Source organism: Micromonospora sp. NPDC049230, from assembly GCF_040647875.1.
In the GTDB taxonomy this organism is placed as follows: domain Bacteria; phylum Actinomycetota; class Actinomycetes; order Mycobacteriales; family Micromonosporaceae; genus Micromonospora.
Genome location: NZ_JBEZCZ010000015.1, coordinates 1 through 26,376, shown reverse-complemented (window position 1 = coordinate 26,376; position 26,376 = coordinate 1). Strand labels below are relative to the sequence as shown.

The 26,376-nt window shown below is 71.4% G+C and carries 21 protein-coding genes; 9 read left to right on the top strand and 12 right to left on the bottom strand.

Going from position 1 to position 26,376, the window contains the following annotated elements; all coding sequences use genetic code 11:
• The first annotated feature begins 1 nt into the window (after position 1).
• Genes AB0A95_RS15315 through AB0A95_RS15305 form a run of 3 tightly spaced genes read left to right on the top strand, consistent with a single transcriptional unit; the run spans position 2 to position 4,508 of the window.
• Positions 2 to 874 (top strand): carbohydrate ABC transporter permease, encoded by an 873-nt coding sequence (locus tag AB0A95_RS15315; protein ID WP_357556354.1) that lies wholly within the window; start codon positions 2 to 4, stop codon positions 872 to 874.
• On the top strand, positions 871 to 3,102 hold the full coding sequence (gene yicI / locus AB0A95_RS15310) for an alpha-xylosidase (RefSeq protein WP_357556353.1): 2,232 nt from the start codon (positions 871 to 873) through the stop codon (positions 3,100 to 3,102). Before AB0A95_RS15315 ends, yicI begins: the two co-directional genes overlap by 4 nt.
• On the top strand, positions 3,099 to 4,508 hold the full coding sequence (locus AB0A95_RS15305) for a GH1 family beta-glucosidase (protein ID WP_357556352.1): 1,410 nt from the start codon (positions 3,099 to 3,101) through the stop codon (positions 4,506 to 4,508). The genes yicI and AB0A95_RS15305 overlap by 4 nt, the downstream gene beginning before the upstream one ends.
• A gap of 342 nt (positions 4,509 to 4,850) precedes the next feature.
• On the opposite strand, the gene AB0A95_RS15300 is transcribed toward AB0A95_RS15305, so the two are convergent.
• The 4 genes from AB0A95_RS15300 to AB0A95_RS15285 all read right to left on the bottom strand — a co-directional run bounded on the left by AB0A95_RS15300 (position 4,851) and on the right by AB0A95_RS15285 (position 9,729).
• Positions 4,851 to 6,185, bottom strand: coding sequence for a choice-of-anchor A family protein (locus AB0A95_RS15300; protein ID WP_357556422.1), 1,335 nt, complete (start codon positions 6,183 to 6,185; stop codon positions 4,851 to 4,853).
• 228 nt (positions 6,186 to 6,413) lie between these two features.
• Complete coding sequence (locus AB0A95_RS15295) at positions 6,414 to 7,172, bottom strand: hypothetical protein (RefSeq protein WP_357556351.1); 759 nt, start codon at positions 7,170 to 7,172, stop codon at positions 6,414 to 6,416.
• Positions 7,173 to 7,229: 57 nt separating this feature from the next.
• Positions 7,230 to 7,823 (bottom strand): nucleotidyltransferase family protein, encoded by a 594-nt coding sequence (locus AB0A95_RS15290; RefSeq protein ID WP_357078107.1) that lies wholly within the window; start codon positions 7,821 to 7,823, stop codon positions 7,230 to 7,232.
• A gap of 196 nt (positions 7,824 to 8,019) precedes the next feature.
• Positions 8,020 to 9,729 (bottom strand): bifunctional 3'-5' exonuclease/DNA polymerase, encoded by a 1,710-nt coding sequence (locus AB0A95_RS15285; protein WP_357556421.1) that lies wholly within the window; start codon positions 9,727 to 9,729, stop codon positions 8,020 to 8,022.
• A gap of 120 nt (positions 9,730 to 9,849) precedes the next feature.
• On the opposite strand from AB0A95_RS15285, the gene AB0A95_RS15280 reads away from it, so the two are divergent.
• Entirely contained in the window at positions 9,850 to 11,577 is a 1,728-nt protein-coding gene (locus AB0A95_RS15280) for an ABC transporter ATP-binding protein (RefSeq protein ID WP_357556350.1), read from the top strand.
• 50 nt (positions 11,578 to 11,627) lie between these two features.
• A complete protein-coding gene (locus AB0A95_RS15275; protein WP_357556420.1) occupies positions 11,628 to 13,325 on the top strand; it encodes an ABC transporter ATP-binding protein in 1,698 nt (565 codons plus the stop codon).
• A gap of 4 nt (positions 13,326 to 13,329) precedes the next feature.
• Here the strand turns inward: AB0A95_RS15275 and AB0A95_RS15270 are convergent, their stop codons facing one another.
• From AB0A95_RS15270 to AB0A95_RS15250, 5 genes are read right to left on the bottom strand one after another with little or no spacing between them, the layout of a single operon-like run.
• Positions 13,330 to 14,259 (bottom strand): carbohydrate ABC transporter permease, encoded by a 930-nt coding sequence (locus tag AB0A95_RS15270; protein ID WP_357556349.1) that lies wholly within the window; start codon positions 14,257 to 14,259, stop codon positions 13,330 to 13,332.
• Positions 14,259 to 15,167, bottom strand: coding sequence for a sugar ABC transporter permease (locus AB0A95_RS15265; RefSeq protein ID WP_357556348.1), 909 nt, complete (start codon positions 15,165 to 15,167; stop codon positions 14,259 to 14,261). The genes AB0A95_RS15270 and AB0A95_RS15265 overlap by 1 nt, the downstream gene beginning before the upstream one ends.
• Before the next feature lie 18 nt (positions 15,168 to 15,185).
• Positions 15,186 to 16,637, bottom strand: a complete 1,452-nt coding sequence (gene ngcE, locus AB0A95_RS15260; RefSeq protein WP_357556347.1) for an N-acetylglucosamine/diacetylchitobiose ABC transporter substrate-binding protein — start codon at positions 16,635 to 16,637, stop codon at positions 15,186 to 15,188.
• 26 nt (positions 16,638 to 16,663) lie between these two features.
• Positions 16,664 to 17,413, bottom strand: a complete 750-nt coding sequence (locus tag AB0A95_RS15255; protein ID WP_357078084.1) for an SIS domain-containing protein — start codon at positions 17,411 to 17,413, stop codon at positions 16,664 to 16,666.
• The gene (locus tag AB0A95_RS15250) at positions 17,410 to 18,363 is read right to left on the bottom strand and encodes a MurR/RpiR family transcriptional regulator (protein WP_357556346.1); all 954 of its coding nucleotides are present in this window, start codon (positions 18,361 to 18,363) and stop codon (positions 17,410 to 17,412) included. The genes AB0A95_RS15255 and AB0A95_RS15250 overlap by 4 nt, the downstream gene beginning before the upstream one ends.
• Positions 18,364 to 18,564: 201 nt before the next feature.
• Between AB0A95_RS15250 and AB0A95_RS15245 the strand changes: the two genes are divergently transcribed.
• Together AB0A95_RS15245 and AB0A95_RS15240 are read left to right on the top strand one after the other, a co-directional pair.
• The gene (locus tag AB0A95_RS15245; RefSeq protein ID WP_357556345.1) at positions 18,565 to 19,557 is read left to right on the top strand and encodes a BadF/BadG/BcrA/BcrD ATPase family protein; all 993 of its coding nucleotides are present in this window, start codon (positions 18,565 to 18,567) and stop codon (positions 19,555 to 19,557) included.
• A 255-nt stretch (positions 19,558 to 19,812) separates the two neighbouring features.
• Complete coding sequence (locus tag AB0A95_RS15240; protein ID WP_357556344.1) at positions 19,813 to 20,565, top strand: SDR family oxidoreductase; 753 nt, start codon at positions 19,813 to 19,815, stop codon at positions 20,563 to 20,565.
• A 131-nt stretch (positions 20,566 to 20,696) separates the two neighbouring features.
• Here AB0A95_RS15240 and AB0A95_RS15235 read toward each other — a convergent pair whose 3' ends face one another.
• Together AB0A95_RS15235 and AB0A95_RS15230 are read right to left on the bottom strand one after the other, a co-directional pair.
• A complete protein-coding gene (locus AB0A95_RS15235) occupies positions 20,697 to 21,500 on the bottom strand; it encodes a hypothetical protein (protein ID WP_357556343.1) in 804 nt (267 codons plus the stop codon).
• Positions 21,501 to 21,540: 40 nt separating this feature from the next.
• Positions 21,541 to 22,410, bottom strand: a complete 870-nt coding sequence (locus AB0A95_RS15230) for a hypothetical protein (RefSeq protein ID WP_357556342.1) — start codon at positions 22,408 to 22,410, stop codon at positions 21,541 to 21,543.
• 73 nt (positions 22,411 to 22,483) lie between these two features.
• Between AB0A95_RS15230 and AB0A95_RS15225 the strand changes: the two genes are divergently transcribed.
• Positions 22,484 to 23,449: a hypothetical protein gene (locus tag AB0A95_RS15225; RefSeq protein ID WP_357556341.1), complete on the top strand. Its 966-nt coding sequence runs from the start codon at positions 22,484 to 22,486 to the stop codon at positions 23,447 to 23,449.
• 45 nt (positions 23,450 to 23,494) lie between these two features.
• Here AB0A95_RS15225 and murD read toward each other — a convergent pair whose 3' ends face one another.
• On the bottom strand, positions 23,495 to 24,841 hold the full coding sequence (gene murD, locus AB0A95_RS15220) for a UDP-N-acetylmuramoyl-L-alanine--D-glutamate ligase (protein ID WP_357556340.1): 1,347 nt from the start codon (positions 24,839 to 24,841) through the stop codon (positions 23,495 to 23,497).
• An 82-nt stretch (positions 24,842 to 24,923) separates the two neighbouring features.
• Between murD and AB0A95_RS15215 the strand changes: the two genes are divergently transcribed.
• Positions 24,924 to 26,273, top strand: a complete 1,350-nt coding sequence (locus AB0A95_RS15215; protein WP_357556339.1) for a hypothetical protein — start codon at positions 24,924 to 24,926, stop codon at positions 26,271 to 26,273.
• The last annotated feature ends 103 nt before the right edge of the window (positions 26,274 to 26,376 follow it).

The following is a 26,376-nucleotide window of genomic DNA, read 5'->3' as shown; positions in this document are numbered from 1 at the left end:
AATGGCCGTCATCACTCCGGCGCCCGTTCGGGTGCCCACACGAGATCGGCACCACCGCGGCGTCAGCCGCTGGATCGTGCTCACAGTGGTCGTCCTCGGCGCGCTGGTCATGCTCGTGCCGTTCGCGTTCATGCTGCTCAACGCGTTCAAGTCGCCCGGTGACTACTCCTCGGGTGGCCCGTTGAGCTGGCCGAGCGAGTTCTACACCAAGGGTCTGCGGACGTACTGGACCGCTGTGAACTTCCCGCTCAAGCTCTGGAACTCGGCGCTCATCGCCGGCTCCGTGGCAGTGCTCGGCGTCGCCGTGTCACTGCTCAACGCGTACGCCCTGGGCATCGGCCGGGTCCGTGGCAGGCTCTGGATCGTCGGGTTGTTCCTGCTGGCCAACATGCTGCCGCAGGAGGCACTGATCTACCCGCTGTACTACGTGGCGAAGCAGATCGGCCTCTACAACACCCAGCTTTCGGTGATCATCATCTTCACCGTGATCCAGAGCGCGTTCGGCACCTACCTGCTGGCCTCGGTCATGGGGACGTTCCCACGCTCGCTGCTGGAGGCCGCCGCGCTGGACGGCGCCGGCAAGTGGACGGTGCTGTGGCGGGTGGTCTTCCCCAACCTGCGGCCCACCCTCGCGGTGCTGCTCATCTTCTTCTTCATCTGGACGTGGAACGAGTTCCTCATCCCGCTGGTCATGCTGATCGACAACCAGACGCAGACCATCCCGGTCGCGCTCGCGTCGTTGCAGGGTGACCGGCTGATGGACGCTCCGACCACCAACGCCGGCGCCCTGATCAGCCTGGTGCCGGCGATCCTCTTCTTCCTCATCTTCCAGCGCACCCTGGCGCGCGGCATCACGGCAGGAGCCGAGAAGTGAAGTTCACCGACGGGTACTGGCAACTGCGCCCCGGTGTCAGCGTCCTGCGTCCCGGCGTGGTGGAGTCGGTCGAGCCGGACGACCGCGGTTTCACCGTCTTCGCGCCGACCGCCCCGATCACCGGTCGCGGCGACACCCTGAACCGTGCGCTGGTCACCGTCCGGTTCTTCTCCCCCGCCCCCGGCGTCATCGGGGTGACCATCGCCCACCACACCGGCGGGCTGCCCCGCGAGCCGCACTTCGGGCTGAGCACCGACGAGACGCACCCGGTCACCGTCGACGTCACCGGGATCAGCGCGACGCTGACGACCGGTGAGCTGACCGCGCGGGTCGCGCTCGTCGACGGGTGGCGGGTCGAGTTCCTGCACGGCGACCGGCTGGTCACCGCGTCCACCGGGCGCAGCATCGGCGTCGTCACCGACGCCGAGGGCCGCCGGTACGTGCACGAGCGGCTCGCGCTGGGTGTCGGCGAGACGGTGTACGGGTTGGGCGAGCGCTTCGGCCCGTTCGTCAAGAACGGGCAGACCGTCGACATCTGGAACGCCGACGGTGGCACCGCCAGCGAGCAGGCGTACAAGAACGTGCCGTTCTACCTCAGCAGCGCCGGCTACGGGGTGTTCGTCGACCACCCGGAGCACGTGTCGTTCGAGGTCGGCTCCGAGGTCGTCGCGCAGAACCAGTTCAGCGTCGAGGGGCAGTCGCTCACGTACCACGTCATCGACGGCCCCGACCCGAAGGACGTGCTGCGCCGCTACACCGCCCTCACCGGCCGGCCGGCCCGGATCCCCGCCTGGTCGTACGGGCTGTGGTTGTCCACCTCGTTCACCACCTCGTACGACGAGAAGACGGTGACCGAGTTCGTCGACGGGATGGCCGAGCGCGGGCTGCCGCTGTCGGTGTTCCACTTCGACTGTTTCTGGATGCGCCAGTTCCACTGGGTCGACTTCGTCTGGGATCCGGCGACCTTCGGAGACCCGGAGGGGATGCTGCGCCGGCTGCACGAGCGGGACCTGAAGGTGTGCGTCTGGATCAACCCGTACATCGCGCAGCGTTCGTACCTGTTCGAGGAGGGCCGCGAGGCCGGCTACCTGGTCCGCAACCCGGACGGGTCGGTCTGGCAGTGGGACAAGTGGCAGGCCGGCATGGCGCTCGTCGACTTCACCAACCCGGATGCGGTGCGCTGGTTCACCGGCAAGCTCAAGGCCCTGCTGGACATGGGCGTCGACTGCTTCAAGACCGACTTCGGTGAGCGCATCCCGACCGACGTGGTGTGGCACGACGGCTCGGACCCGCAGCGGATGCACAACTACTACTCCTACCTCTACAACAAGGCGGTCTTCGAGCTGTTGGAGGCCGAGCGCGGCAAGGGCGAGGCGGTGCTGTTCGCCCGCTCGGCCACCGCTGGGGGGCAGCAGTTCCCTGTGCACTGGGGCGGCGACTGCGAGTCGACGTTCGTCGCGATGGCCGAGTCGCTGCGCGGCGGCCTGTCCCTGGCCGCGTCCGGCTTCGGCTACTGGAGCCACGACATCGGCGGCTTCGAGGGCACCCCCGATCCGGCGGTGTTCAAACGGTGGGTCGCCTTCGGGCTGCTCTCCTCGCACTCCCGGCTGCACGGCTCCGGCTCGTACCGGGTGCCGTGGGCGTTCGACGACGAGGCCGTCGACGTGCTGCGGCACTTCACCCGGCTCAAACTCGGCCTGATGCCGTACCTCGCGGCCGCCGCCCAGGAGGCACACCGCGACGGTACGCCGGTGATGCGCCCGATGTTCCTGGAGTTCCCGGACGACCCGGCCACGGCACACCTGGACCGCCAGTACATGCTCGGCCCGGACGTGCTTGTCGCGCCGGTGTTCAGCGCCGACGGCGACGTCACCTACTACGTGCCCGCCGGCACCTGGACGCACCTGCTCAGCGGCGCGCAGGTCACCGGCCCGGCGTGGGTCACCGAGAAGCACGCGTTCGACAGCCTGCCGGTGCTGGCCCGGCCCGGCGCGGTCATCCCGTTCGGTTCCCGCACCGACCGACCGGACTACGAGTGGGCCGACGATGTACGGCTGCGGCTGTACGCACCGGCCGAGGGGCAGCGGACCCGGGTCCGGGTACCGTCACCCGGGGACGGGCCGGGCGCCGAGTTCGACGTGCGCTACGAGGGCGGGGCGGCCAGTGCGGAACTGGTCGCCGGTCACTCGACGGGCTACAGCTGCGAGATCCAGGGGACGGAACGATGACGCGACACCACTTCCCGGAGAGCTTCGTCTGGGGGTCCGCGACGGCGGCGTACCAGATCGAGGGTGCCGCCACCGAGGACGGCCGCGGACCGTCCATCTGGGACACCTACAGCCACACGCCCGGTCGGACGCTCAACGGCGACACCGGCGACGTGGCCGCCGACCACTACCACCGGTGGGCCGACGACCTGGGGCACATCGCCGACCTCGGGCTGAGCGCGTACCGGTTCTCCATCGCCTGGCCGCGGGTGCAGCCGGGCGGCTCGGGCCGCTTCAACCAGGCCGGCGTCGACTTCTACTCGCGGCTTGTCGACGGTCTGCTGGAGCGGGGCATCCGTCCGGTGGCGACGATGTACCACTGGGACCTGCCGCAGGAGTTGGAGGACGCCGGCGGCTGGGCGGCACGGGAGACCGCGCTGCGTTTCCAGGAGTACGCGGCCGGCATCGTCGGTGCGCTGGGCGACCGGGTGCACACCTGGACGACGCTCAACGAGCCGTGGTGCTCGGCGTACCTGGGCTACGCCTCCGGCGTGCACGCCCCGGGTCGGACCGAGCCGGCGGCGGCGCTGGCCGCGGTGCACCACCTCAACCTCGCGCACGGGCTGGCCGGTCGGGTGGTCCGGGAGCTGGCGCCGGCCGCCGAGTTGTCGGTGACGCTCAACCTGCACGTCATCCGGGGTGCCTCCGACTCGGCAGCCGACACCGACGCGGTGCGGCGGATCGACGCCCTGGCCAACCGGGCGTTCCTCGGGCCGATGCTGGACGGCGAATACCCGGCCGATCTGCTGGCCGACACCGCATCGGTCACCGACTGGTCGTTCGTCCGTGCGGGCGACGAGAAGCTGATCGCGGTGCCGCTGGACGTGCTGGGGGTCAACTACTACTCCAGCACCCTGGTCCGGGCCTGGGACGGGGTGTCGGCCCGCTCCGACGCCGACGGGCACGGTGCGTCGGCGTCGACGCCGTGGGTCGCCGCCGACAACGTCGACTTCCTGCCGCAGCCGGGCCCGTACACGGCGATGGGGTGGAACATCGACCCGCCGGCCCTGACCGAGTTGCTGCTGCGCCTGCACCGGGAGTACCCCAGCCAGCCGATGATGATCACCGAGAACGGCGCGGCCTTCGACGACGTGGTGTCGGCCGACGGCCGGATCCACGACGACCGGCGGATCGACTACCTGCGCCGGCACATCGGCGCGATGGCCGACGCCCGCGCGCAGGGTGCCGACGTCCGTGGCTACTTCGTCTGGTCCCTGCTGGACAACTTCGAGTGGGGCTACGGCTACGACCGCCGCTTCGGGATCATCCGCGTCGACTACGACACCCAGGTCCGCACCTGGAAGGACAGCGCGCACTGGTACCAGCGCCTCGCCGCCACCGGCGAGCTGGACTCGGCGCAGGACTGAGGTCTGCCACGCCCGCTCCGATCACCACCGGTCGGGCGGCCATGCCCTGACGAGCGTGATGCCGGTGAGTCATCTTGATGACTCACCGGCATCACACGTTCTGGGATGCGCGACGCGACGCCTCCCGCGGCCGCGCGCTGACATTTGTCCAAGACGGACGACCAGCGGCCGGTGCATGTCGTTCCCGTGAGCGAGTACGACGTTGCCCAGTCACGGGGAATGCACGTGGTCCACGACGGTCCGCCCGGCCGGCAAGCAGGGGGACACCCACCACTGCCTCTCAGGTGCCTGACCCGGCGATGGTGGGCCCAGGACCGTGTCCTGGGCCCACCATCACCGGTCTCAGTTCTCGTTACGTCGCAGTCTCAGCCGGGCCAGCAGTAGCAGGGCCACACCGAGGCCGATTCCGGCGCTCCCTATCCCCAGCATCGGCCAGGTCGAGGTGCCGGTGACCGGCAACGGGTGCTTGGTCGGGTAGCCCGTCGGGCTCACCGGCGGCTGGGTCGTCGGTGCGGAGGTCGGCCCGGTAGGCGTCGGCGTCGGCAGGGTCGGTGTCGGTGTCGGCCCCGTCGGTGTCGGTGTCGGCCCCGTCGGTGTCGGTGTCGGCCCCGTCGGTGTCGGCGTAGGCGTCGACGTTGTCGGTGTCGGGGTCGGGGTCGGTGTCGACGCTGTTGGCGTCGGCGTCGGTTGGGAGCAGTTCAACAGCGTCGAGAACGGGAAGTCGTGGATCTCCCCGCCGTCGTGCGTCAGGGTCCGGCTGATGACGCTTCCCTCGATGTTGCCGTTCGTCGCGGCATTCAGGGCGGCGTTGGGCGCGTAGATCGTGCCCTCCAGCGTCGCGCTGTCGTCGGTGAGGGTGATCGAGGTGGCGGTCGGGAGGTTGAACAGGATGTATCTGGCCTGGTCTCCACCGATCCCGGCGAAGTTCGGCACCCGCCAGACGAACGCGTCGCCGACGTCGCTGGTGTCCACGTTGACCAGCAGTGGCGTGTCGGGGGTGGGCTGGTCGGCGAAGGTGAGCACCGAGATGTTGGCAAGGTCGCTGGCCGACAGATTGAGCACGTTCGTGACGCCCGGGGCGAGGTTGACCACCGCGTTGCTGCCCGGCGGAACGGGCCGGGGCAACGGGGCGCCCTCCGGGGTGGTCAGCACGACGTTCTGCTGACAGGTGGCCAGGCTGGTGGCGGTCGCGCGGAAACCCTCGAACGCGCTGCCGAAATCCAGCGGCGAGGAGGGGCCGACACTCGCCACGGGTTGCCGGGTCACGAGCTCGACCCGGGGTGTTGCCTCGTAGTCGTCCGTCGGCAGGACCCGGGTGTTGACCAGGGCGCCGTTGTTGTCGGTGTCGCGGACGAAGGCGCCGGTCAGGTCGCCGACCTTCACGTAGCCGCTTCCCAACACCTGCAACCGTGACCCGGGGACACTGGCGGCGAAGTCGACCCGGCCGCCCACCAGCAGGGCCGTCGGATTACTGTCCGGCGGCACCACGAAAGACCCGGCGCTGCTCCCGGCGACCTGATAGTTGCCGAAGCTGAGGTTGCCCCCGACCGCGATGGTCCCCTCGTTCTCGGCACCGATCAGCCGCGTGTCTCCGGCGGTCATGACCAGGAAGCCCTGCGTGCCGGCCACCGGATCGACGGCTAGCCGGGGCTGGGCCTCGGAGGTGGTCGCCAGCATCGCCAGCAGGACGGCGGTCGCCCCTCCCACCAGGGGCAGAAGCAGGCGTCGAGTGCCCACCCCGGTCTTCGCTCTCATCTGCACTGTCTCCGCAAAGGTCACGAACCGGTAACGAGCCCCCTCGCGGCAAGGGACGCGCGGCTCGCAGAATCACCCAAAAGGTGATCTAACGCCTAAACCACCTGCATCAACAGCTCGGCCGGAGTCACCGGAGAGGATTGGCCCCGATCACGGATTGGGCAGGTCGGCGCAGAGCCTGCTCGGGAAGGCCGGCTCGGTGGTGCGGACGCGTCCGCAGCCGGCCCCCGTCGAGTTGGCGATCATCTTCCAGCCGCCCTGGCCGGCCCAGCGCAAAAAGTAGCGGCGCACGGTGACCGACGAGTCGCAGCCCGGCCGCGCCTCGACACCGCACGGCACCGGATCGAACGGCACCGTCATGACCAACCAGGTGCCGTCGCAGCCCTCGACGGATCCGGTGGAGTGCCGGGACACGTCCATGCCGCGGACCACGACGTCGACCCACGCCTGGTCACAGTGGTCCTTCGGCATCGGGTCGCACCCGAACGTCGGGTCGCAGCGGTGGTACGCCGCGCCGTCGACCTTCCACGGCTCCTGGTTGAGCACGACGCTGCGGCCGGCGATCGGCCCCGGCACCGTCAACGTCACCTCGCCCGGTGTGTGGGTGGGGCAGGCCCCGACCACCGCGGACAGGCGCGATTCCTGCACCACGTCGGCGTAGATGCGGTTGTTCTCCTCGACGAGGTTGGTGATCTGCGGGTTCCGGGAGCAACCGTCCGCGTCACCCAGCAGCGCCACGCTCAGCACCAGCGAGCGCGGGTCCGTGCCGACCCGCACGGCCGTGATGTCAGCCTGGTAGGTGCTCCAACCGGTGTCCGTGGTCGGGCCGTCCCGCACCGGCGCCGCGCCCGGCGTGGCGCAGCTGACGAGCGCGGCCAGACACAGCAGGGCGGTGGCGAGTCGACGCATGGCGACGATTATCGCCGCTGGGTGTCCCGGCACATCGGCACTGATACTCAGGCCACCTCAGACCCCGACGCGCTGCGGCGGGACGGTCAGGCCGTAGAGCGCCATCAGCTCCGGGGTGTCGACACGGCTGCCGTCGGCCACCGAGTCGCAGGCGATGTCGACGATCTGGTCCTTGTGCGCCAGCAGGTACGGTCGGGCGCCCACGTCGGCGCTGGCCAGGGTGGCGATCCCGGGCCAGTGCCGGCGGCCGAACAGCATCGGGTAGCCGCGCAGACCGTCGTAGGTGGCGCAGACCAACACATCGGGGTACGGCAGTGCGGCCACCCGCCGGACCGCGACGGCGGTCAGCCCCGGCATGTCGACCGGGACCACCACCACCGCCTCGATCCCCTCGTCGTCCAGGGCGGCCAGGCCGGCCCGGATGGACGAGCCGACCCCGGTGCCCCACGCCTTGTTGATGACGACTGTGGCCCGGCCCAGGTCTGCGGTTTCCCGGACCTGCTCGGCGGCGGCACCCAACACGACCACGATGCGTTCGCAGCCCGCCTCGGTCATCGTATCGATCATCTGGTTGACCAGCGGCTTCTCACCCTGGTGCAACAGGGCCTCGGGACCGCCGATCCGACGTCCCCCGCCCGCGGCGATGATCATTCCTGCGATCCCGTTCAGCTGCGCCCCCTCCAGCGTGGGACCGACCGTGACCGATCCGCCCCTCCTACGGACACTGCAACGAGGACGGCCAGCCGGGAGTAGCGGGGCGAAAAGGAGAAATAGCACAACCGTTACACGCCCGGCATCTCCCAGCACTGGCGCACCGAGCACCCGACGGCCCGCGGCGCCCCGACGGTCAGGCCGCGTCGGCGTAGCAATCCACGATGGACAGGTCGAGCGGAAACCGGACCGGTGTGGCACCGAAGAGCAGCGCGGAGGCCCGCTCGCCACACCGGGTGACGGCCTCGGCGACAGCATCCGCCTGCGTGGCGGGCGCGTGCACGACCACCTCGTCGTGCTGGAAGAAGACCAACTCGGCGTCGGTGCCGGCCAACTCCGTGCGCAGCGTGGCAAGCAACGTGGAGGCCCACTCGGCGGCGGTGGCCTGGATGACGAAGTTACGTGTGAAACGACCCCTCGACCGCGCGGCCCGCGCCCGGGGACCCTGCGGATCGGCCGCCGCGTCCGGATCGGAGGGCACGTCGTCCGGATCACCGAACCCCACCGAACCGGGCGGGCACGTCCGCCCCAGCCACGACCGCACCAGCCCACCCGCCTCGCCGGCGCGCGCCGCCGCCTCCACGAAGGCGAACGCCGTCGGGTAACTGCGCTTGAGCACCGCCAACGCGGGCACCGCCGCGCCGCCGGTCTGCCCGTACATCGCGCCGAGCAGCGCCACCTTGGCCTTGGCCCGGTCGCCGCCGAACGAGTCGCGGGCCAGCGCGGCGTAGAGGTCGCCGGCCCCGCCCGCCGCCGCCAGCCGGGCGTCCCCGGACACCGCGGCCAGCACCCGTGGCTCCAACTGGCCGGCGTCGGCGACCACCAACCGCCAGCCCGGATCGGCCACCACCGCCCGGCGGATCACCTTCGGGATCTGCAACGCGCCACCGCCCCGGGTCGCCCAGCGGCCGGAGACGACCCCGGCGGGCACGTACTCCGGTCGGAACCGCCCGTCGCGCACCCACTGTTCGAGCCAGGACCAGCCGTGCGCCGTCCAGATCCGGTAGAGCTCCTTGTATTCCAGCAGCAGCGGCACCGCCGGATGGTCGACCCCACGCAGCACCCAGGCCCGGGTGTTGGGCAGCTCCACCCCGACCCGGGCGAACGCCTTCAGCAGCTCCGCCGGGGAGTCGGCGTGCAGGCGGCGTACGCCGAACGCGTCGGCCATCAGTGCGGCCAGCTCGGCGAGTCGGCGTGGCGGGCCACCGACCGGGGACGCCTCACCGAGCAGCTCGTGCAGGATCTCGTCGTGCACGTCGGCACGCCACGGCAAACCGGCGGCACCCATCTCCACAGCGATCAGCGCGCCAGCCGACTCGGCGGCCACCAGCAACCGGAACCGGCCCGGGTGCTCGGTCGCGGCGATGCGGGCGAGTTGGTCGGCGTACACCTGGGTCAGTGCGTCGATGCCCGGCCCCGACGGGCCGGGCAGCGTGTCGAAGAGCGCGCCCTGGCCGTGCCCGGGAGGCGCGGCGGCGCGCGGCGGTGGGTCGGGCGGCACCGGCGCACCGCTCAGGCGGGCCCAGGCCGCGGCCAGCGCGCGCGGCTCGCCCCAGCGGCCCGCCTGCCCGAGCAGCAACGCCTCGGTCAACTCAACGTCGTGGCACCTGTCGACCCGGACACCGGCACGCAGCAGCGGCGGGTAGACGGAGGCGGCGGCGGACCAGACCCAACGCGGATGCTCGGCGGCCTCGCGGGCGGCGACCGCGGCGACCAGGTCGACGACGGTCTCGGCCGGACCGGCCGGGCGGCCGGCGGCGTCGAGCGGGCGGAGCACTCCCCCACCTCGCTCGTCGGACACCACCGCCACCAGCACGAACGTGATTCTGCCTCTCCCGTGCGACAGAACCGGAGGCGGACCTCACCGGCGTCGGTTCCCTCCGGTGTCGGGGACGGTCGGTAGCGTGGTCGGGTGCCCCCACAGATTCCGCATTCCGATCCCGGCACTCCCGACACCCGGGGTCCGATGCGATACCTGTGGTGGCTGGTCCGCTGCCAACCCTGGCGGGTGCTGCGCGGCAGCCTGATCGGCACGGCCTGGATGGTCGGGCTCTCCGCCCGGCCCTACCTGATCTACCGCGCCGTCGACGACGGGCTGCGCACCGGAGACACGCGCGCCCTGGTGTTCTGGGTCGCGGCGATCGTCGTCGCCGGGGTGGCCCTGTCCTACCTCGGCATCATGCGGCACCGCACGATGACCTTCATCCGGGAGGACGCCAAGGCCCGCTCGGCGGAGGTGCTGCTGCGCCACCTGTCCCGCATCGGCGCGGTGCTGCCGCGCCGGGTCGGCGCGGGTGAGGTGTCCACCATCGGCGGCTCCGACATCGACTGGACCGCGCAGGTGCTGACGCTGACCGGGCCGGGCGTCGGAGCGGTCGTCGCGTACGCGATCATCGCCGTGGTGCTCTGGTCGATCTCCCCGCTGCTGGCGCTCTGCGTGCTGGTGGGAGTGCCGGCGGTCGGCCTGGTCGTCGGGCCCCTGCTGCGCCGCCTGGAACGGGTCGAGTCGGTCTACCGCCGGCAGCAGGGCGCGCTCACCGCCCGCTCCGGCGACATCGTGGCGGGGCTGCGGGTGCTCGCCGGGGTGGGCGGCCGGGACCTGTTCGCCCGGCGGTACGCGGCCAGGTCCCAGGATCTGCGCGCGGAGGGCTACCGGGTCGGCGCGGTCTACAGCTGGATCGACGCGGCCACAGTCGCCATCCCCGGGTTGTTCCTGGCGGCGGTGGTGTGGTTGACGGCTCGGATGGCGGTGACCGGCGCCGTCACGATCGGCGAACTGGTGGCCGTCTACGGCTACGTGGCGACCCTGATCGTGCCGGTGTGGTTCCTGCTGGAGGGCAGTCACCAGTTGATCCGGGGGCGGGTCGCCGCCCGGCGGATCGCCGACCTGCTCAACGTGGCCTCGGACGAGGTCGGTGGCCCGGGTCGCCGGTGGTCGGGCGCGGTGCCCGACGCACGCCGGCCGGGTGCCCTGGCCGCACCGGCCGGACCCGCCGACCTGCACGACCCCCAGAGCGGCCTGACCGTGCCCGCCGGCCGGCTGACCGGGGTGGCCGCCGACGACCCGGCCGTGGCCGTGGCGCTGGCCGACCGGCTCGGCCGGTACGTGGTCAGCGACACCACCTGGGGCGGTGTGCCGTTGACAGCGGTCGCCCTGGACGAGGTCCGTTCCCGGATCCTGGTCGCCGACCACGACTCGTACCTCTTCGCCGGGACACTGCGCGACGTGCTGCGCCCCGGGGCCGACGACGACCGGATCCGGGCGGCTCTGCGGACCGCCTCGGCGGACGACATCGTCGACGCCCTGCCCGCCGGGCTGGACACCCCGATGGACGCGCGCGCCCGGACACTCTCCGGCGGTCAGCGCCAACGGGTCCGCCTGGCCCGGGCTCTCCTCGCCGAGCCGGAGGTGCTGATCCTCGTCGACCCGACCTCGGCGGTGGACGCGCACACCGAGGCACGGATCGCCGAACGGTTGCGTGCCGCGCGGGCCGGGCGGACGACCGTCGTGATCGCCACGTCGCCGCTGCTGCTCGGCCGGGCCGACGTTGTCGCGTTCCTGAGCGCCGGCCGGATCACCGCCACCGGCAGCCACGCCGACCTGCTCGACGCCGACGCCGACTACCGGCACCTGGTGGCCCGGGGCAGCGCCGATCTCGACAGGCCCACCGACACCGAGGAGGTCTTCCGGTGAACCAGCTGCCGGTGGCCGACCGCCGCACCGTCCGTCGCGCCCTGCGCGACATGATCGGTCGGCATCGCCGGGCGGTCGGTGTCGTGCTGGCGCTGCACTGCGCCGCCGCGGTCGCCGGCCTCGCCCCGCCGTGGCTGCTGGGCACCATCGTCGACCGGGTCACCGCCGGCGCCGGCGTGGCCACAGTGGACCGGCTGGCGCTGGCCATCACCGGCTGCGTCCTGGTCAGCGCGCTGCTCTCCCGCTACGCCCAGTACGCCGGCCACCGCTTCGGTGAGCGGGCCGTCGCCGAGCTGCGCGAGGAGTTCGTCTCCCGCACCCTCGGCCTGCCGGTGTCGGTCGTCGAGCGCGCCGGCTCCGGCGACCTGGCCACCCGCAGCTCGGTCGACGTGGCGACGGTCGGGACCACCGTGCGCAACGTGGTGCCCACCATCGTCATCGCGTCCGTGCAGTTGACGTTGCTGTTCGGGGCGATCTTCCTGCTGCATCCGCTGCTCGGCCTGGCGGCGTTGGCCGGGCTCCCGTCGATCGTGGCGACCACCAGGTGGTACCTGCGGCGGGCCAGTCCCGCGTACCTCGCCGAGGGCGCGGCGGCGGCCGAGTTGACCGAGACGCTCACCACCACCGCCGAGGGCGCCCGCACTGTGGAGGCGCTGCGGCTGACCGACGACCGGGTCCGGCACGGCACCGGCCGGATCACCCGGCTGTGGCAGGCCCGACGGGCGACACTGGCGCTGCGTACCGTGTACTTCTCGGTCGTCGAGGCCAGCTATCCGCTGCCGATCGCACTGGTCCTGCTCGTCGGCGGCTACCTGCTCTCCCGGCAGGTGGTCTCGCTCGGCGCTGTGGTCGCCGCCGCGCTCTACCTGCAACAGGCGATCGACCCGATGGACCGGCTGTTGCAGTGGACCGAGCAGGCGCAGCGCGGCTTCGCGTCGTACGCCCGGGTGCTCGGCGTCGGCATGGTCCCGCCGGAGGAGCCCGGTCGGGCGGCCACCTCGCGGGGCGAGCGGGTCGTCGTCCGCGGGGCGCGGTTCTCCTACTCCGGTGGGCCGGACGTGCTGCACGGCATCGACCTGGAGGTGCAGCCGGGTGAGCGGCTGGCCGTCGTGGGTCCGTCGGGTGCCGGCAAGTCCACACTGGCCCGGCTGCTGGCCGGGATCGACGCGCCACGCCACGGCGTGGTCAGCATCGGTGGCTGCCCGGTCACCGACCTCGACCCCGCCGAACGTCGGCGACGGATCGCCCTGGTCACGCAGGAGCACCACGTCTTCATGGGCTCGGTGCGCGACAACCTCTCCTTCGCCGCGCCGGACGCGTCGGACGAGCAGATGCGCGCCGCGCTTGGCACAGTGGGCGCCGACTGGTGTGCCGACCTGCCCGACGGTCTGGACACTCAGCTCGGCGACGGGGCCCGGCAGCTCGGCGCGGCCGAGGCACAGCAGCTCGCACTGGCCCGGCTGGTGCTCGCCGACCCGCACACGCTGATCCTCGACGAGGCGACCGCCGCGCTCGACCCGAGCACCGCCCGTCGCACCGAGCGGGCGCTGGCCGCCGTGCTGGTCGGGCGGACGGTCATCGCGATCGCGCACCGGCTCAACACCGCGCACGACGCCGACCGGGTCGCCGTGCTGGCCGACGGCCGGATCACCGAGATCGGCAGCCACGACGACCTGGTGGCCGCCGACGGGGCGTACGCCGCGCTGTGGCACTCCTGGCACAGCCAGGCCGACGAGCGCCAGAGGTGACCGGCTACTTGACGGCGCCGGAGGTGAGGCCGGCCTGGATCTGGCGTTGGAAGACCGCGTACACGATGATCATCGGGAGGATGGCGATGGTCAGCGCGGCGAACAACCCGGACCAGTCCGCCTCGTAGCCGGCGTTGACCGAGATGTCGGCGATGCCCTGGGTGAGCACCCACTTGTCCTTGGCGTTGGAGAGCAGCACCAACGGGAGCTGGTACTGCGCCCACTGACCGATGATGTTGAAGATCGCGACGCTGATCAGGCCCGGCTTCGCCATCGGCATCATCACCTGGAAGAACAGCCGGCTGTGCCCGCAGCCGTCGATCATCCCCGCCTCGGCCACCGACGACGGCAGCGTCTTGAAGAACGCGGCCAGGAAGAACACCGTGAACGGCAACGAGTACGCGGTGTAGACAAGCACCACGCCGGTGTGGGTGTCCAGCAGACCCAGGTTCTTCACCACGAAGAAGAGCGGCACCAGCGCCAGGAAGACCGGGAAGGCCAACCCGGAGACGAAGAGAAAGTAGATCGCCCGGTTGCCCCAGAACCTGTAGCGGGCCAGCACGTACGCGGCCATCGAGCCGAGCAGCATGGTGAGGAACGTGCTGCACGACACCACGATCACGCTGTTGAGGAAGTACCGCCCGACGTGCGCCTTGGTCCAGGCCCGCCCGAAGTTCTCCCAGCGCAGCTCGGCCGGGAGCGTCCACGGGCTGCTGAAGATCTCGCTGGTGTTCTTGAACGCGGCCAGGAAGGTCCAGAGGATCGGCACGATCACGATCACCGCCCACACGGCGAGCGCGACGTGCCCCAGGCCGGCGAAGAACCGTACCTCCGAGCGGGGGCCCTTGTGCCCCGGCCCGGCGGGGGCGGACGGGTCACCGGTCTTCGGCGGTAGCGCCGCCGGGGTCGGCGGCAGCGTCGACTGCGGATTCATCAGTACTCCACGCTTTCCCGCTTGGTGAGCCGCAGCGTCAGCGCCGCGAACGTGAGGGTGAGGAAGAACAGCGCCACGCCCATCGCCGAGGCGTAGCCGTACTTCGAGTAGACGAACGCGTTGCGGTAGATCTCCATGGCCAGCACGGTGGTGGCGCCGTCCGGGCCGCCGCTGTCCACCGAGAGCACCGCCACGATGGCGAACGCGTCGAACGCCGCGATCCCGAGGTACACCCAGGCCACCTGGAGGGTGTCCCAGAGCAGCGGCAGGGTGACCCGGAAGAACAGGGTCACCTTCGTCGCCCCGTCCATCTCGGCGGCCTCGTAGATCTCACCGGGGATGGAGGCCATTCCGGCCGAGAAGAGCACCACGTAGAAGCCGACCGCCTGCCAGACCAGCACCGCGATGATCGACCAGAGGGCCAGGTTCGGCTTGACCAGGAAGAGGATCGGTTCGATGCCGAACTTCATCAGCACGCCGTTGATCAGGCCGGACTCGTTCGGCCGGTACACCGTCTGGAACAGCACCGCGATGATGGCCACCGCCAGGACCTGGGGGAAGAAGAACACCACCCGGTAGAACTTCGCCCCCCAGACCCCCTGGCGTTGCCCGCCGCTGCTCTTGCCGCCCACGTTGAGCAGGAAGGCGAAGAACAGCGCGATGGCAATGGTGATCAGCGGCAGGGCAAGCAGCAGTACGCCGTGGTGCTGGACCGCCTTCCAGAAGGCGCCGTCGTCGAGCAACCTCCGGTAGTTGTCGAAGCCCACCCACTGCGGGGCAGAAAGCCCCCGCCAGTTGGTCATCGAGATCTGGAACGCCTGCGCGTACGGCCAGATCACGAATGTCACGTACAGCGCGACCGGGGCGAACAGGAACCCGATCACGAATGGATACTTGCCGTGCCGCATGACCCTAGCTCCGATCGATCAGCGCTTGAACTTGGTGACGGAGCTGTCCTTCTTGATGGCGTCGGCGCGCTTCTGGATCCGCTCCACGAAGGCGTCCGTCTTGATCCGGCCGAACATCAGCTCGTTGGTGGCGGTACGCGCCTCCATGTCGAGCTCCTTGTACCAGTTGTCGAAGAGCATGTTGAACACGTCGTTGCCGGCTGCCTTCAGGGCTGCCTGCGCGCTGGCCACACCCGGCGGGAACTGGAAGCCCTCGCTGCCGGCCGGCACGACGGTGGCCGCACCGACGGTCTCGGTGAAGCCCCGGGCACCGGCCTTCGAGAGCATCTGGCGCATGTACTCCAGGCCGCCACGCGGGTTCTTGCTCTTGGACGAGACGAAGTATCCCTCGCCACCGGCCGCCCGGATAGCGGTCGCCGGCAGCTTGTCCGACGCGGTCAGGCTGGGCACCGGCATGAGCTGGTACATGAACCCGGCCGGCGTGTCCTTCTTCTGCTCGTTCTCCAGCCAGTCACCGGACGGGTAGAAGGCGACCTTGCCCTGGTTCTGCCGCAGCTGCACGTCGGTGTGCTTGAGCCCCTCGAAGCTCTTGTCCGAGTACTTCGCGCCGATCTCCGCCCATGCCTCCGCGGCCTGCTTGACAGCGTCCTGCTTCCAGGCACCGTCCTCCAGGTTGTCGATGTTCTTCAGGACGTCCGCGCCGCCGATCTTCGCGGCCTGGGTGAGGATCACGTTCCACTGGTAGTAGGCCGCGTTCGCCCCGGCGTAGCCGTACGGGGTGATGCCCTTGGCCTTGATCTGCTCGCAGAGCGCCTTGAACTGGTCGAAGGTGGTAGGCGCGGTCCAGCCGTTGTCCTTGAAGAGCTTGCCCGAGTACCAGATGCCGTAGACGGTCGACACGTAGTACAGGACGAACGGCTTGCGCTGCCCGTCGGCGGTACTGAACATGCCCTGCTCGACGATGCCCGGGATGACGGTGTCGCGGACCTTCTTGCTTGGGTCGTCGACCGACGGCGCGTCCCACAGCTCGGTGAGATCCTGCAACTGGCCGTCGTTGACGAGCGCACCGAAGTCGAGGAACTTCTCGCCCGAGTTGTTCACGAACTCCGGCGGGTTACCCGAGGCGAACCGCGGCTGGAGCACGGTGGAGACGGCCTGGGTGGCCTGGTGCTTGACCTCCGCCTTGGGGAACGCCTTCTTGTACAGCGGCTCGTGCACGTCGGTGGCGTACTTCTCGCCGTAACCACCGTTGAAGATGACCACCTCGATCGCGGCGTCCTCCTTGACGCCGAGCGGGTTCTTCTCGCTCTTGGTGCCACCGGCGACCTGCTCGTTCTCCTTGTCGCCGCCGCTCGTCGCGCAGGCGCTGAGCAGGCCGATGGCCGGAGTGGCGAGCACGCCCACGGCGGCGGCGCGACGCAGCACCGTGCGACGGTCGAGCGCGGCCGGGTGTTCGGGGGTAATCGACATCGTCGTCTCTCCTTGGGGAATTCGGGTCAGGCGGTACGCCGGAGACGCCCGGCGTACCGCGACTCGAGGGCGATGTTGTGCTCGTCCCCGCCGGGGACGTTGGCGGAGAGGTAGATAGGGGGCACCTCTCCGGCCTGGTGGAACCGTCGTACGACCTCCGCGGTCAGGAGCTGCGCCAGCAGCGCCGTGGTGACCGAGGAGACCGCACAGACCGCGCCGCCGCCCTCGAGCGGCAGCAGTGCATCGCCGTACGGCGCGCCGTTGTCCAGCACGACGTCGGCGAGGTCGGCGAGCCGCTGACCGGACGGGTGCCGGGGAACGACCCGTGCCGTGTGCTCGACCGAGGTGACCGCGATCAACGGATGACCGCGCTCGGTGACCAGCGCCGCCAGCTCGACCACCGAGCCGTTGATGCCGGACTGGGACGCCACCACGAACACGTCGCGCGGCTGGGGCGCCGCGAGCGCGTAGATCTGGTGGGCTATGGAGGGGTCGCGTTCCAGCTTCGGGTCGGCGAGCACGTCACGCGGGGCGTCACCGTGCAGCACCAGGTCCCGTACCGAGAGCCGGTTGGTGGGGACCAACCCGCCGGCCCGGGCCACCAGCTCGGCGGCGAACGCCTCGGAGTGCCCGGCGCCGAACGCCTGGAGCACCCCACCGTCGCGCAGGCTGTCGGCGATCAGGTCGGCGGCCCGGGTGATTCCGTCGGCCTCCGAGTCGAGCAGTCGGTCGAGTACCGGGCGGACGGCGTCCGCGTACCCCTGGGCGCTGATCATGACACGACCCCTTTCGCGGCCTTGTGCCCGTCGACGGCCTGCGCGGTGCGCCGGAAGGCCGCGTGGGCGCGGTCGTGCGTACGTTGGGCGACGGCGATGTAGAGCAGGTCGAGCACCACCAACTGGGGGTGTCGGGCGGAGAGCGCGTCCGGCCGGAAGGTGGTCGCCTGGCTGGCCGTGAGCAGCACGATGTCGGCCAGCTCGGCCAGCGGTGAGCGCGGGAAACCGGTGAGCGCGAGCGTTGTCGCGCCCCGGCTGCCCGCCTCGGCGAGCATCTCGATCGTCTCCCGGGTCTGACCGGTGTGCGAGATGCCGAGCGCCACGTCCCCGGCGCGCAGCAACGCGGCGCTGGCCAGCCCCTCGTGCACGTCGTTCCACGCCCACGCGGCCACGCCGATGCGGTGCAGGCTGAACTGCATCTCCTCGCCGACGAGCGCGCTGCCGCTGGCGCCGAAGATGTTCACCCGGCTGGCCCCGGCGATCGCCACGGCCGCGCGCTCCACCTCGCCGAGGTCGAGCAGGGTGGCGGTGTCGTGCATGGCCCGGGTGTCGGCGGCCATGATCTGGTCGAGCACCCGGGCGAGCGGGTCGCTCGGCTGGATCTCGCGTCCGATGTCGACGGTCCAACCGGCAGAGCGGGCCCGACCGGTCTCGGAGGCGATGCCCAGCCGCAGGTCGGCGTACCCCTCGAAGCCCATCGCCCGGCAGAAGCGGGTGATGGTCGCCGGTGAGGTGCCGCTGCGCTCGGCCAACTCGACGATTGTGGATCGGGCAGCGGCCTCCGGGTCGCTCAGCACGTGCTCGGCGACCCGCCGCAGGGCGCCGGTCAGCTCGCTGAGCCCGTTGCGGACCCGGGCCAGCACCCCGTCGGAGGCGGCGCTCCTTCGATCGATCGCGTCGGCGTCGACCACCGCGGTCCCCGCGGCGGCGTCCACCTCGTGATCAACCATGTGTCGGCTCACCTTTCCGAAAAGCTTGTTAACTGTTAGTGGTAAAAGTTCTTACTGAACGGCCCTCCGTGTCAAGACTGTGGGCGAAGTTTTCAAACTGTTACCTGGCGCACAGCCCTCCGCACCCGCCGAAACTTGCCCTCAAACACGCCGCCCACCAGCATGAACAGACCCGATCGCCGGACCAACCAAGGAGGCCCCGTGCCGAATCCCGACACCCTCGTGATCGGTCTCGATGTCGGCGGCACGTCCACCCGGGCGACCGCCCTGACCCTCACCGGGCACCGTGTCGGCACCGGCCGCGCCGGCGGTGGCAACCCCACGAGTCACGGCGCCGAACGCGCCGCCGCCGAACTGTCAATCGCGCTCCGCGAGGCGCTCGCCGATCTCGACCCGGCACGGGTGGTCGCCGGCACCATCGGGCTCGCCGGAGCCGGCCGACTGCTCGCCGACCCCGCCGGCCGGGCCGCCTTCGACCGGGCCTGGCACGACGCCGGCCTACGCTGCCCGTACGCGGTGCACGGAGACGCCCTGGTCGCCTACGCCTCCGGCAGCGCCGCACCAGACGGCACGGTGCTCATCGCCGGCACCGGCGCGATCACCGCACAGGTCCACGACCTGCGACTCGACCGGATCGCCGACGGTCACGGCTGGCTCCTCGGCGACACCGGCTCGGGCTTCTGGCTCGGTCGCGAGGCGGTACGTCTCCTACTCGCCGACCTGGACATCGGACGCCCGCCCGGGGCACTGGCCACGGCCGTGCTCACCAACCTGGTGGGCACCGCCGAGATCGCCGCCCGCCCCCGAGACACAGTGGACGCCGTCATCCAGACCGTGACCCGACGAGCACCCGTCGAACTGGCCCAACTCGCGCCACTCGTCGTCACCGCCGCCGGCCAGGGCGAGCCCGTCGCCCTCACCCTGATCGGCGAGGCCGCGACCCACCTCGCCGAGAGCGTGGGCCGGATCCGCCCCGCCGAAGCGACGACACCCGTCGTACTCGGCGGCGGACTACTCACCGCCGACACCCCGCTGGCCACCGCCGTCCGGGCCGAGGTCGCCCGGCAGTGGCCGGACGCGCCAGTGCGTACCGCCGGCGACGGTGCCGCCGCCGCGGCCTGGCTCGCCGCCCGCGACCTGCCCGAGGTCACCGACCCGGCGGCCCTGCACGCCCGCCTGTTCCCCACCACCTGACCGCCGACGCGCCCCGCGCGCGGCCATGATCGCACTCGATCCAGGTTGTCGCGCCCTCCGGCCGCGACGACGGGACTATTTCCTGGATTTGGCGCGATCACCGGTGCGCGGCGTCAGAACCGAGCACGATCGCGGCAAGGGCATCACGCCGACGGCGGCGTACACTTGCTTGAGCAAGCAACCTTGGATCGGTTCGACGAGAGGGTTAGCCGTTCCGCGTCCATCGACATCACGGCCACAACCGGAGGTACTGACATGAATCGCCTCAACGGGCGTGCTGCACTGGTCACCGGCTCGACGAGCGGAATTGGGCGCGGCGTGGCGGAGGCGATGGCCCGCGAGGGCGCCATCGTCGTCGTGACCGGACTTGGCTCGGAGCAGGGTGCTCGGATCGTCGACGGCATCGTCGCGGAGGGCGGCATCGCCCACTTCGTCGAGGCAGACCTCTCTGCGGGCGGCTCCGAGGTCCGCCGCCTCGCACAGGAGGCGACGGACCGGGCGGGTCGGCCGATCGACATCCTGGTCAACAACGCGGCCTTTCTCGTGCCGCCGCACCCCATGACGGAGTCGAGCGAGGAACAGATCGACCAGGTGCTGGAGGTCAACATCAAGGCCCCGTACCTCCTGACGGCGGCCCTGGTGCCCGGCATGGTGGAGCACGGCGGCGGCTCGGTGATCAACATCGGCTCGATCGGCGGCGTGGACGGCATCACGTTCACTTCGCTGTACGGCGCCAGCAAGGCGGCCCTGCACTCACTGACGAGGTCGTGGGCGGCGGAGTTGGCCGCTGACGGTGTGCGGGTGAACACCGTCGCCCCCGGACCCACCATCACGGAGAGCAACGAAGACCTCCGCCCCATCCTGGAGAAGCTCGCCGAGGGCAACCCGGACAGGCGTACGGGGACCGCGCAGGACACCGCCGCGGCGGTGATCTTCCTCGCCAGTGCGGAGGCGTCACACATCCACGGCGTACTCCTCCCCGTGGACGGCGGGGCCCTCGCGATCTGAGGACAGGCCGGCTCGGCGCGTCGGTGCCGAGCCGGCCCGCCCGGCGCACGGCACGCGTTCATTGTCGGACACGATCTGCGGATCACGCTCCCACCGGACCGCAGGCCCCGCGCCGCGTCCGGTGGGTCCGCTCAGCCGGCGGCCGGCAGCGCCACGCGACGCCTGGCCGCGCCGCTGGCGGTCGCCGCGTGCAGCGCCACCGCCAGCACCGCGAAAGCCACCCAGCCGGCCGTCAGGGCGGCGGCCGTCGAGGTGTCCTGCCAGACGTGGTACGCCGCCAGGAAGCCGACGAGTGCCAGGCTGTTGCGGGCGAAGTGCCGGGTGAACGTCACCAGGTCGCGGCGGCTTTCGATGGCCACCAGCACCCCGGCGTACGGGAAGGTCACCACCATCGCCCGCAGCAGCTCGCCGAGCAGCCCGGTGAGCGTCGCACCCAGCAGGATCACCAGCAGCTTGACCGGCGCCGGCAGCCGGGTTCGCGGCCCCGACTCCCCCACCGGCGGCCCAGCCGACGACGGCGGCCCAGCTCCCACCGGCGGCCCGGTCGACGACGGCGCTGTCGGTGTGGGGTGTTGTCGGCGCAGCAGCAGCATCGCCACCGTCCAGAGCAGCACGGTGCCGACCAGCGCGGGCCAGAAGGGCACCGGTACGGCGAGCAGGCCCGCGCTGAACGCCACGTACCCGATGATCCCGGCGGCGTCGGCGATCAGAATCGGCCAGCGCCACCGATGATGCGTGACCGCCACGACGACGAAGAACAGGTTGAGGCCGAGCACCCCGAGCAGTTGCGCGCCCTGCACCCGGTGCCCGGTGCCGACCAGGGCCAGCGTCATCGGCAGCGGGAGACTGTAGACCAGCGCACGCATCCGCACCGACCGGATCAGGCTGACCGCCCAGACCACAGCGGTCACCAGCAGTACTGCTTGCACGGTCATCGGTGGCCAGCCCTCCCGTCGCGGTCGGTCGACGTCGTCGTCAGTCGAGGAAGGTCGCCGCCTCGACGCAGACCTCGAAGACGTCGGTCAGCCGGGCCAGGTCACCGGCGTTCACTGAGAACTGGTTCTCGGTGATCTCGCCGTGTGCGCTCATCCGACCCTCCCAGCACGCCGTGCCGTCCCACAGGGTCAGGTTGACGTGCCGGGAGGCGTCAACCACGCCCCACGGCAGCAGACCCACCCGCACCCCGGCCTGCTGTTGGGCCCGCACCAACGCGGTCAGTTCGTCGGTCAGGCCGGCGTGCAGGAACACCCGGGTGATCCGTACGCCCCGGGCCAACGCCTCGGTGTTCGCCGCCCAGTAGTGCCGGCCGATCTCGCCACGCCACCAGCTCAGCTCGCCGCTGGCCCTCGGCATCACGTTTGTCACAGCGTCCAGTCGCCGTACGCACTCGCGGGTGCCGCCGAGCAGGTCCTGGCAGTCGCCGCCGGGTCGGATGATCCGCCCGACGCGCAGCTGGTCGGTGTCAGCCCGGAACCGCTCGAAGCGCCGCCGGGCCTCGTCGGCGACCCGGGTGCCGGGATGCCGCTCGACCGCCTCCCGGGTGCCGGTGACCACCTCCGGCACCGCGTGCACCAGCCAGTGCGGCCCCTCCAGCAGGGTGCGCAGGTGGAAGCGGCGCTCGGCGCGGGCCAGCGAGTCGACAAGCAGCGAGATGGTGGTGCCCATCAGCCCGGCGAGCAGGGACTCCACCCCGGTCGCCGCGTTGGTCAGGTCCAACGTCACGGAGAGCGAGATCGAGATCAGGATGCCGACGAGCGCGACCGGGTCGGTGTGCGCCAGCAGCCGGACGAAGCCACCCGCGGCGGCGATCCGGCCGGCGCGGGGTCGGCGGAGCAGATCGGACATCGACGTACCTCCCGGGCACCGGCTGAGGCCAGCGTACGACGGGACGACAACAGTTCCCCGGTACGATCCTGCGGTGCCCGAGCTGCCCGTACCGCTGCCCGTGGGTGCGCCGGGCGACCCGGCGGCCGGCGTCGCCCGGTGGGTCGGCGCGGACCCGATCCGCGGCCTGGTCGCGCGTTTCGGCGGCGCCTGGCCCGACGGTGAGCTAACCGAGGTGCTGCGGTTTCTCGACGAGTTCTCGGCGAGGCACTGGGATTTCCGGGGCGGCCGGGAACGGCCCGAGGCCCGGGAGCCGGACCTCGACCCCGACACCGCCGAGCTGGTGCTCGCCGCGGCGGCCGCGCTCGGCCTGGTCCGGCCGCTGCTGCCGACCCGACCGACGTACGCCCACCTGGTTGTCCTCGGCGGTCTCGGGCACGCCTGCGTGCGCCGGGTCGCCTACGCCGCACACCTGCTGCGCGCCGGTCTGCGGGTGACCGGCGAGGTCGCCGTGCTGGGTAGTTTCCGGCCGCTGTCGGACTGGGAGCGGCGCACGCTGACCGGCGCTGGCCTGCCCGCCGACGACACCGAGGTGGACGTGCTGGACTCGGCGGTCCGACGGGTGTTCGGGGTGACCGCCCCGGCGGAGCGGGCCGGCGTCGACGCCGGTCACCCGCACCACTCCTGGTCGTCGCGGACCTACCGGCCGGCGGGCCTGCCACCGGTACGGGTGCTGGCCGCGCCGTCGGGCGAGCCGGATCGGCGGCGCGCCCACACCGCCGACACCCAGCGGTTCTGGGCCGAGCACGCGCGGCTCGCCCCGGGCGACGAGGTCCTGATGGTCACCGCGCCGATCTACGTGCCGTTCCAGCACTGCGACGCGCTGCGTACCCTGGCCCTGCCGTACGGATGTGGCATCGACACGGTCGGCGTGGACCCGGCGCTGGCCGACCTGGCGGTGCTACCAGAACAGACGCTCACGCCGGGGCGCTACCTCCAGGAGATCCGCTCGGCGATCCGCTCGATGCGCGCCCTGCACTCCCGGCTGCCCGCACGCTGACCGCCCGCGACGCCCACCGAGCCGGCGGTGTCGGCACAGTCGGGCTCAGCCTGCGGTCTCGGCGACGGCCTGGGCGAACACCTCGGAGCGGTGCTCGAAGTTGCGGAACCGGCCGTAGCTCGGTGCGGCCGGGGACAGCAGCACCACCCCGCCGGCCGGGGTCAGCTCGCGGGACAACCGGACCGCGTCCACCAGGTCGTCGACCAGTTCGGTACGCACCTTCGGCAGGCCGGCAAGCACCTCGACGATGCGCGGCCCGCTGTCCGGAATGCCGATCACGGTCAGCTCCCGCTCGGCCAGATGCTCGGCCAGCGGGCTGTAGTCCAGACCCCGGTCGTTGCCCCCGACGATCACCGTCAACGGCCGTCCGTCGTACGCGTCGATGGCATGCATGGCCGCGTACGGGCTGGTGGCCAGGGTGTCGTCGACGAAGGTCAACCCGGACGGGTCGGCGATCTCGGTGAGCCGGTGGGCCAGCCCCTGGAACTCGGCGACCGCGACGGCGAGGTGGTCCTTGCCCGCCACCACGTCGATGCCGAGCGCGTCGAGCACGGCGAGCGCGACGCACAGGTTGCTCTCGTTGTGCCGTCCCACCAGCGGCAGCACGGCACGCGGAAAGAGCGGCTGGTCACCGAGATGGAACCACTGCGTACCGTCGATGCCGGCCGCGACGTGGCTGCTGTCGGGCTGCCCGGCGCGCACGGCCGGCAACTCCCCCAGCTCGGCGGCGAGCCGGGGGTCGCCACCGTTGACCACGATCGTCTGCGGGTCGTGAGCCAGCAGGTTGAGCTTGTCCCGGTAGTACTCCCGCTCCCCGCCGTGCGCGTCCAGGTGCTCGGGGAAGAGCGCGGTGACCACCGCCACCCGGGGCGAGTCGGTGAGGTCGCTGCACTGGTAACTGGACAGCTCCAGCACGTACAGCTCCGCATCCGGCAGGTCGAGGGTCGGCACCCCGATGTTGCCGCCGAAGACGTTCGGGCGGCCCATCGCGGTGAGCAGGTGGCTGATCAGGCTGGAGGTGGTGCTCTTGCCCTTGCTGCCGGTGACCCCGACAGTGCGCGCGGCGTGGTCGGCCATCCACAGCGCGGTGCCCTGGGTGACGGGCACGCCGCGTCGGCGCAGCTCGACAAGCCAGGGGTGGGTCTGCGGCACGCCGGGCGAGCGGACCACCACGTCGGCGGCGGCCAGCCGAGCGAAGCCCGCCTCACCGGTGACCAGCGGGGCCGCCTCGGCCAGCGGGCCGTCCCAGGGCAGCGACAGGAAGTTGGCGCTGTCGTCGACGGCGACCAGCTCGGCGGGGCCGTGCGCGGCGATCGCCGTCACAGCGGCCCGGCCCTCCCGGCCGGTGCCCCAGACGGCGACGGTACGTCCGCGCAGGTCAGAAAGGCGCACTGGGCTCTCCTCGGGGGTCGCGGCGGCGGCAGGGCGGGCCCGGTCCGGACACGGCCGGACGAACCAGGGCCTAGTATGGCGTGTGCCCAACGAGCAGCTCCGGCGGATGGACGCCTTCACCTTCCCGTCCTACTCGATCGACTTCGCCACCGGCGAGGTGTTGTTCGACTACGCCCTGACCGGCCCGGCCGGTGAGCAGCGGTTCACCGAGGTGATCACCCTCCCGCTGCCGGCGGAGCCGCCCTCGGACGAGACGGTGGCGACCCTCGGCCGGGTGCTGGAGGTGCTGCACCTGGTCGCCGGGGTCAGTTACTACAAGGCCGCCGCGCCGCCCCGGCTCGTGCTGCCGGCGCCGCTGGGCGCGGCCACCGTCGACTACGTCACGGCCGTCTACACCAGGGGCCTCGCGGAGTACGCGTACCGCAATCAGCTGCCGCACGTGTTGCAGCTGCGTCCGGAGGTGCCGGCCGGCTCGCCGGAGCCACCCCGGGTGTACGACGACTCGGAGCGTCGCCCGCTCTCGGCGGTCGGCGGCGGTAAGGACTCGATCGTCAGCCTGGAGGCGCTGCGCCGCGCCGAGCTGGACCCGGTGCCGTTCTCGGTCAACCCGAACCACGTGATCGTCTCGGTGAACGAGGCGTCCGGGCTGATCCCGCTGGCCGCCCGCCGGCGGATCGACCCGGTGCTGTTCGACCTGAACGCGGCCGGCGCGCTGAACGGGCACATCCCGGTCACCGCGATCAACTCGCTGATCGCGGTGGCCACCGCGGTCCTGCACGGGCTCGGCCCGGTGGTGATGTCCAACGAGCGCTCGGCGTCCGACCCGAACCTGGTCTGGAACGGTCACGAGATCAACCACCAGTGGTCCAAGGGCGTCGAGGCGGAGGGGCTGCTGCGGGCGTCGCTGGCCGAGCACGCCGGCCTGACCGACCCGTACTTCTCGCTGCTGCGTTCGCTGTCCGAGCTGCACATCGCCCGGCTGTTCGCCGAGTTCACCCGCTACGACGACGTGGTGACCAGCTGCAATGCCGCCTTCAAGCTGCGCGACGCGAGTGAGCGCTGGTGCCGCGACTGCCCGAAGTGCCGGTTCGTGTTCCTGGCCATGGCACCCTTCATGCCGCGTGAGCGGGTGGTGGGCATCTTCGGCGGCGACCTGCTCGCCGACGAGTCGCAGATCCCCGGCTACCGCGAGCTGCTGGGCGTGGACGGGCACAAACCGTTCGAGTGCGTGGGCGAGGTCGAGGAGTCGGTGGTGGCCCTCGGCCTGCTCGCCGAACAGGCCCAGTGGCGCGACGCCCCGGTGATCCGCGCCCTGGTCGAAGCCGTCCCGGAGACAGCCTGGTCGGCGGTGGCGAACTCGGACGTCTTCACCCCAGGCGGCCCCAACCACATCCCCCCCACCTACGCCAAGGCCCTAACCCCCCTCCTCTAACTCCCACCCCCGCCCCCACCCCGCGCCCGCCCGCGCCCCACCCCCGCCCCCGCCGCGTTGATCATGAGGTTATTGCCACCCCGGCCGGCGTGTCGTGGCAATA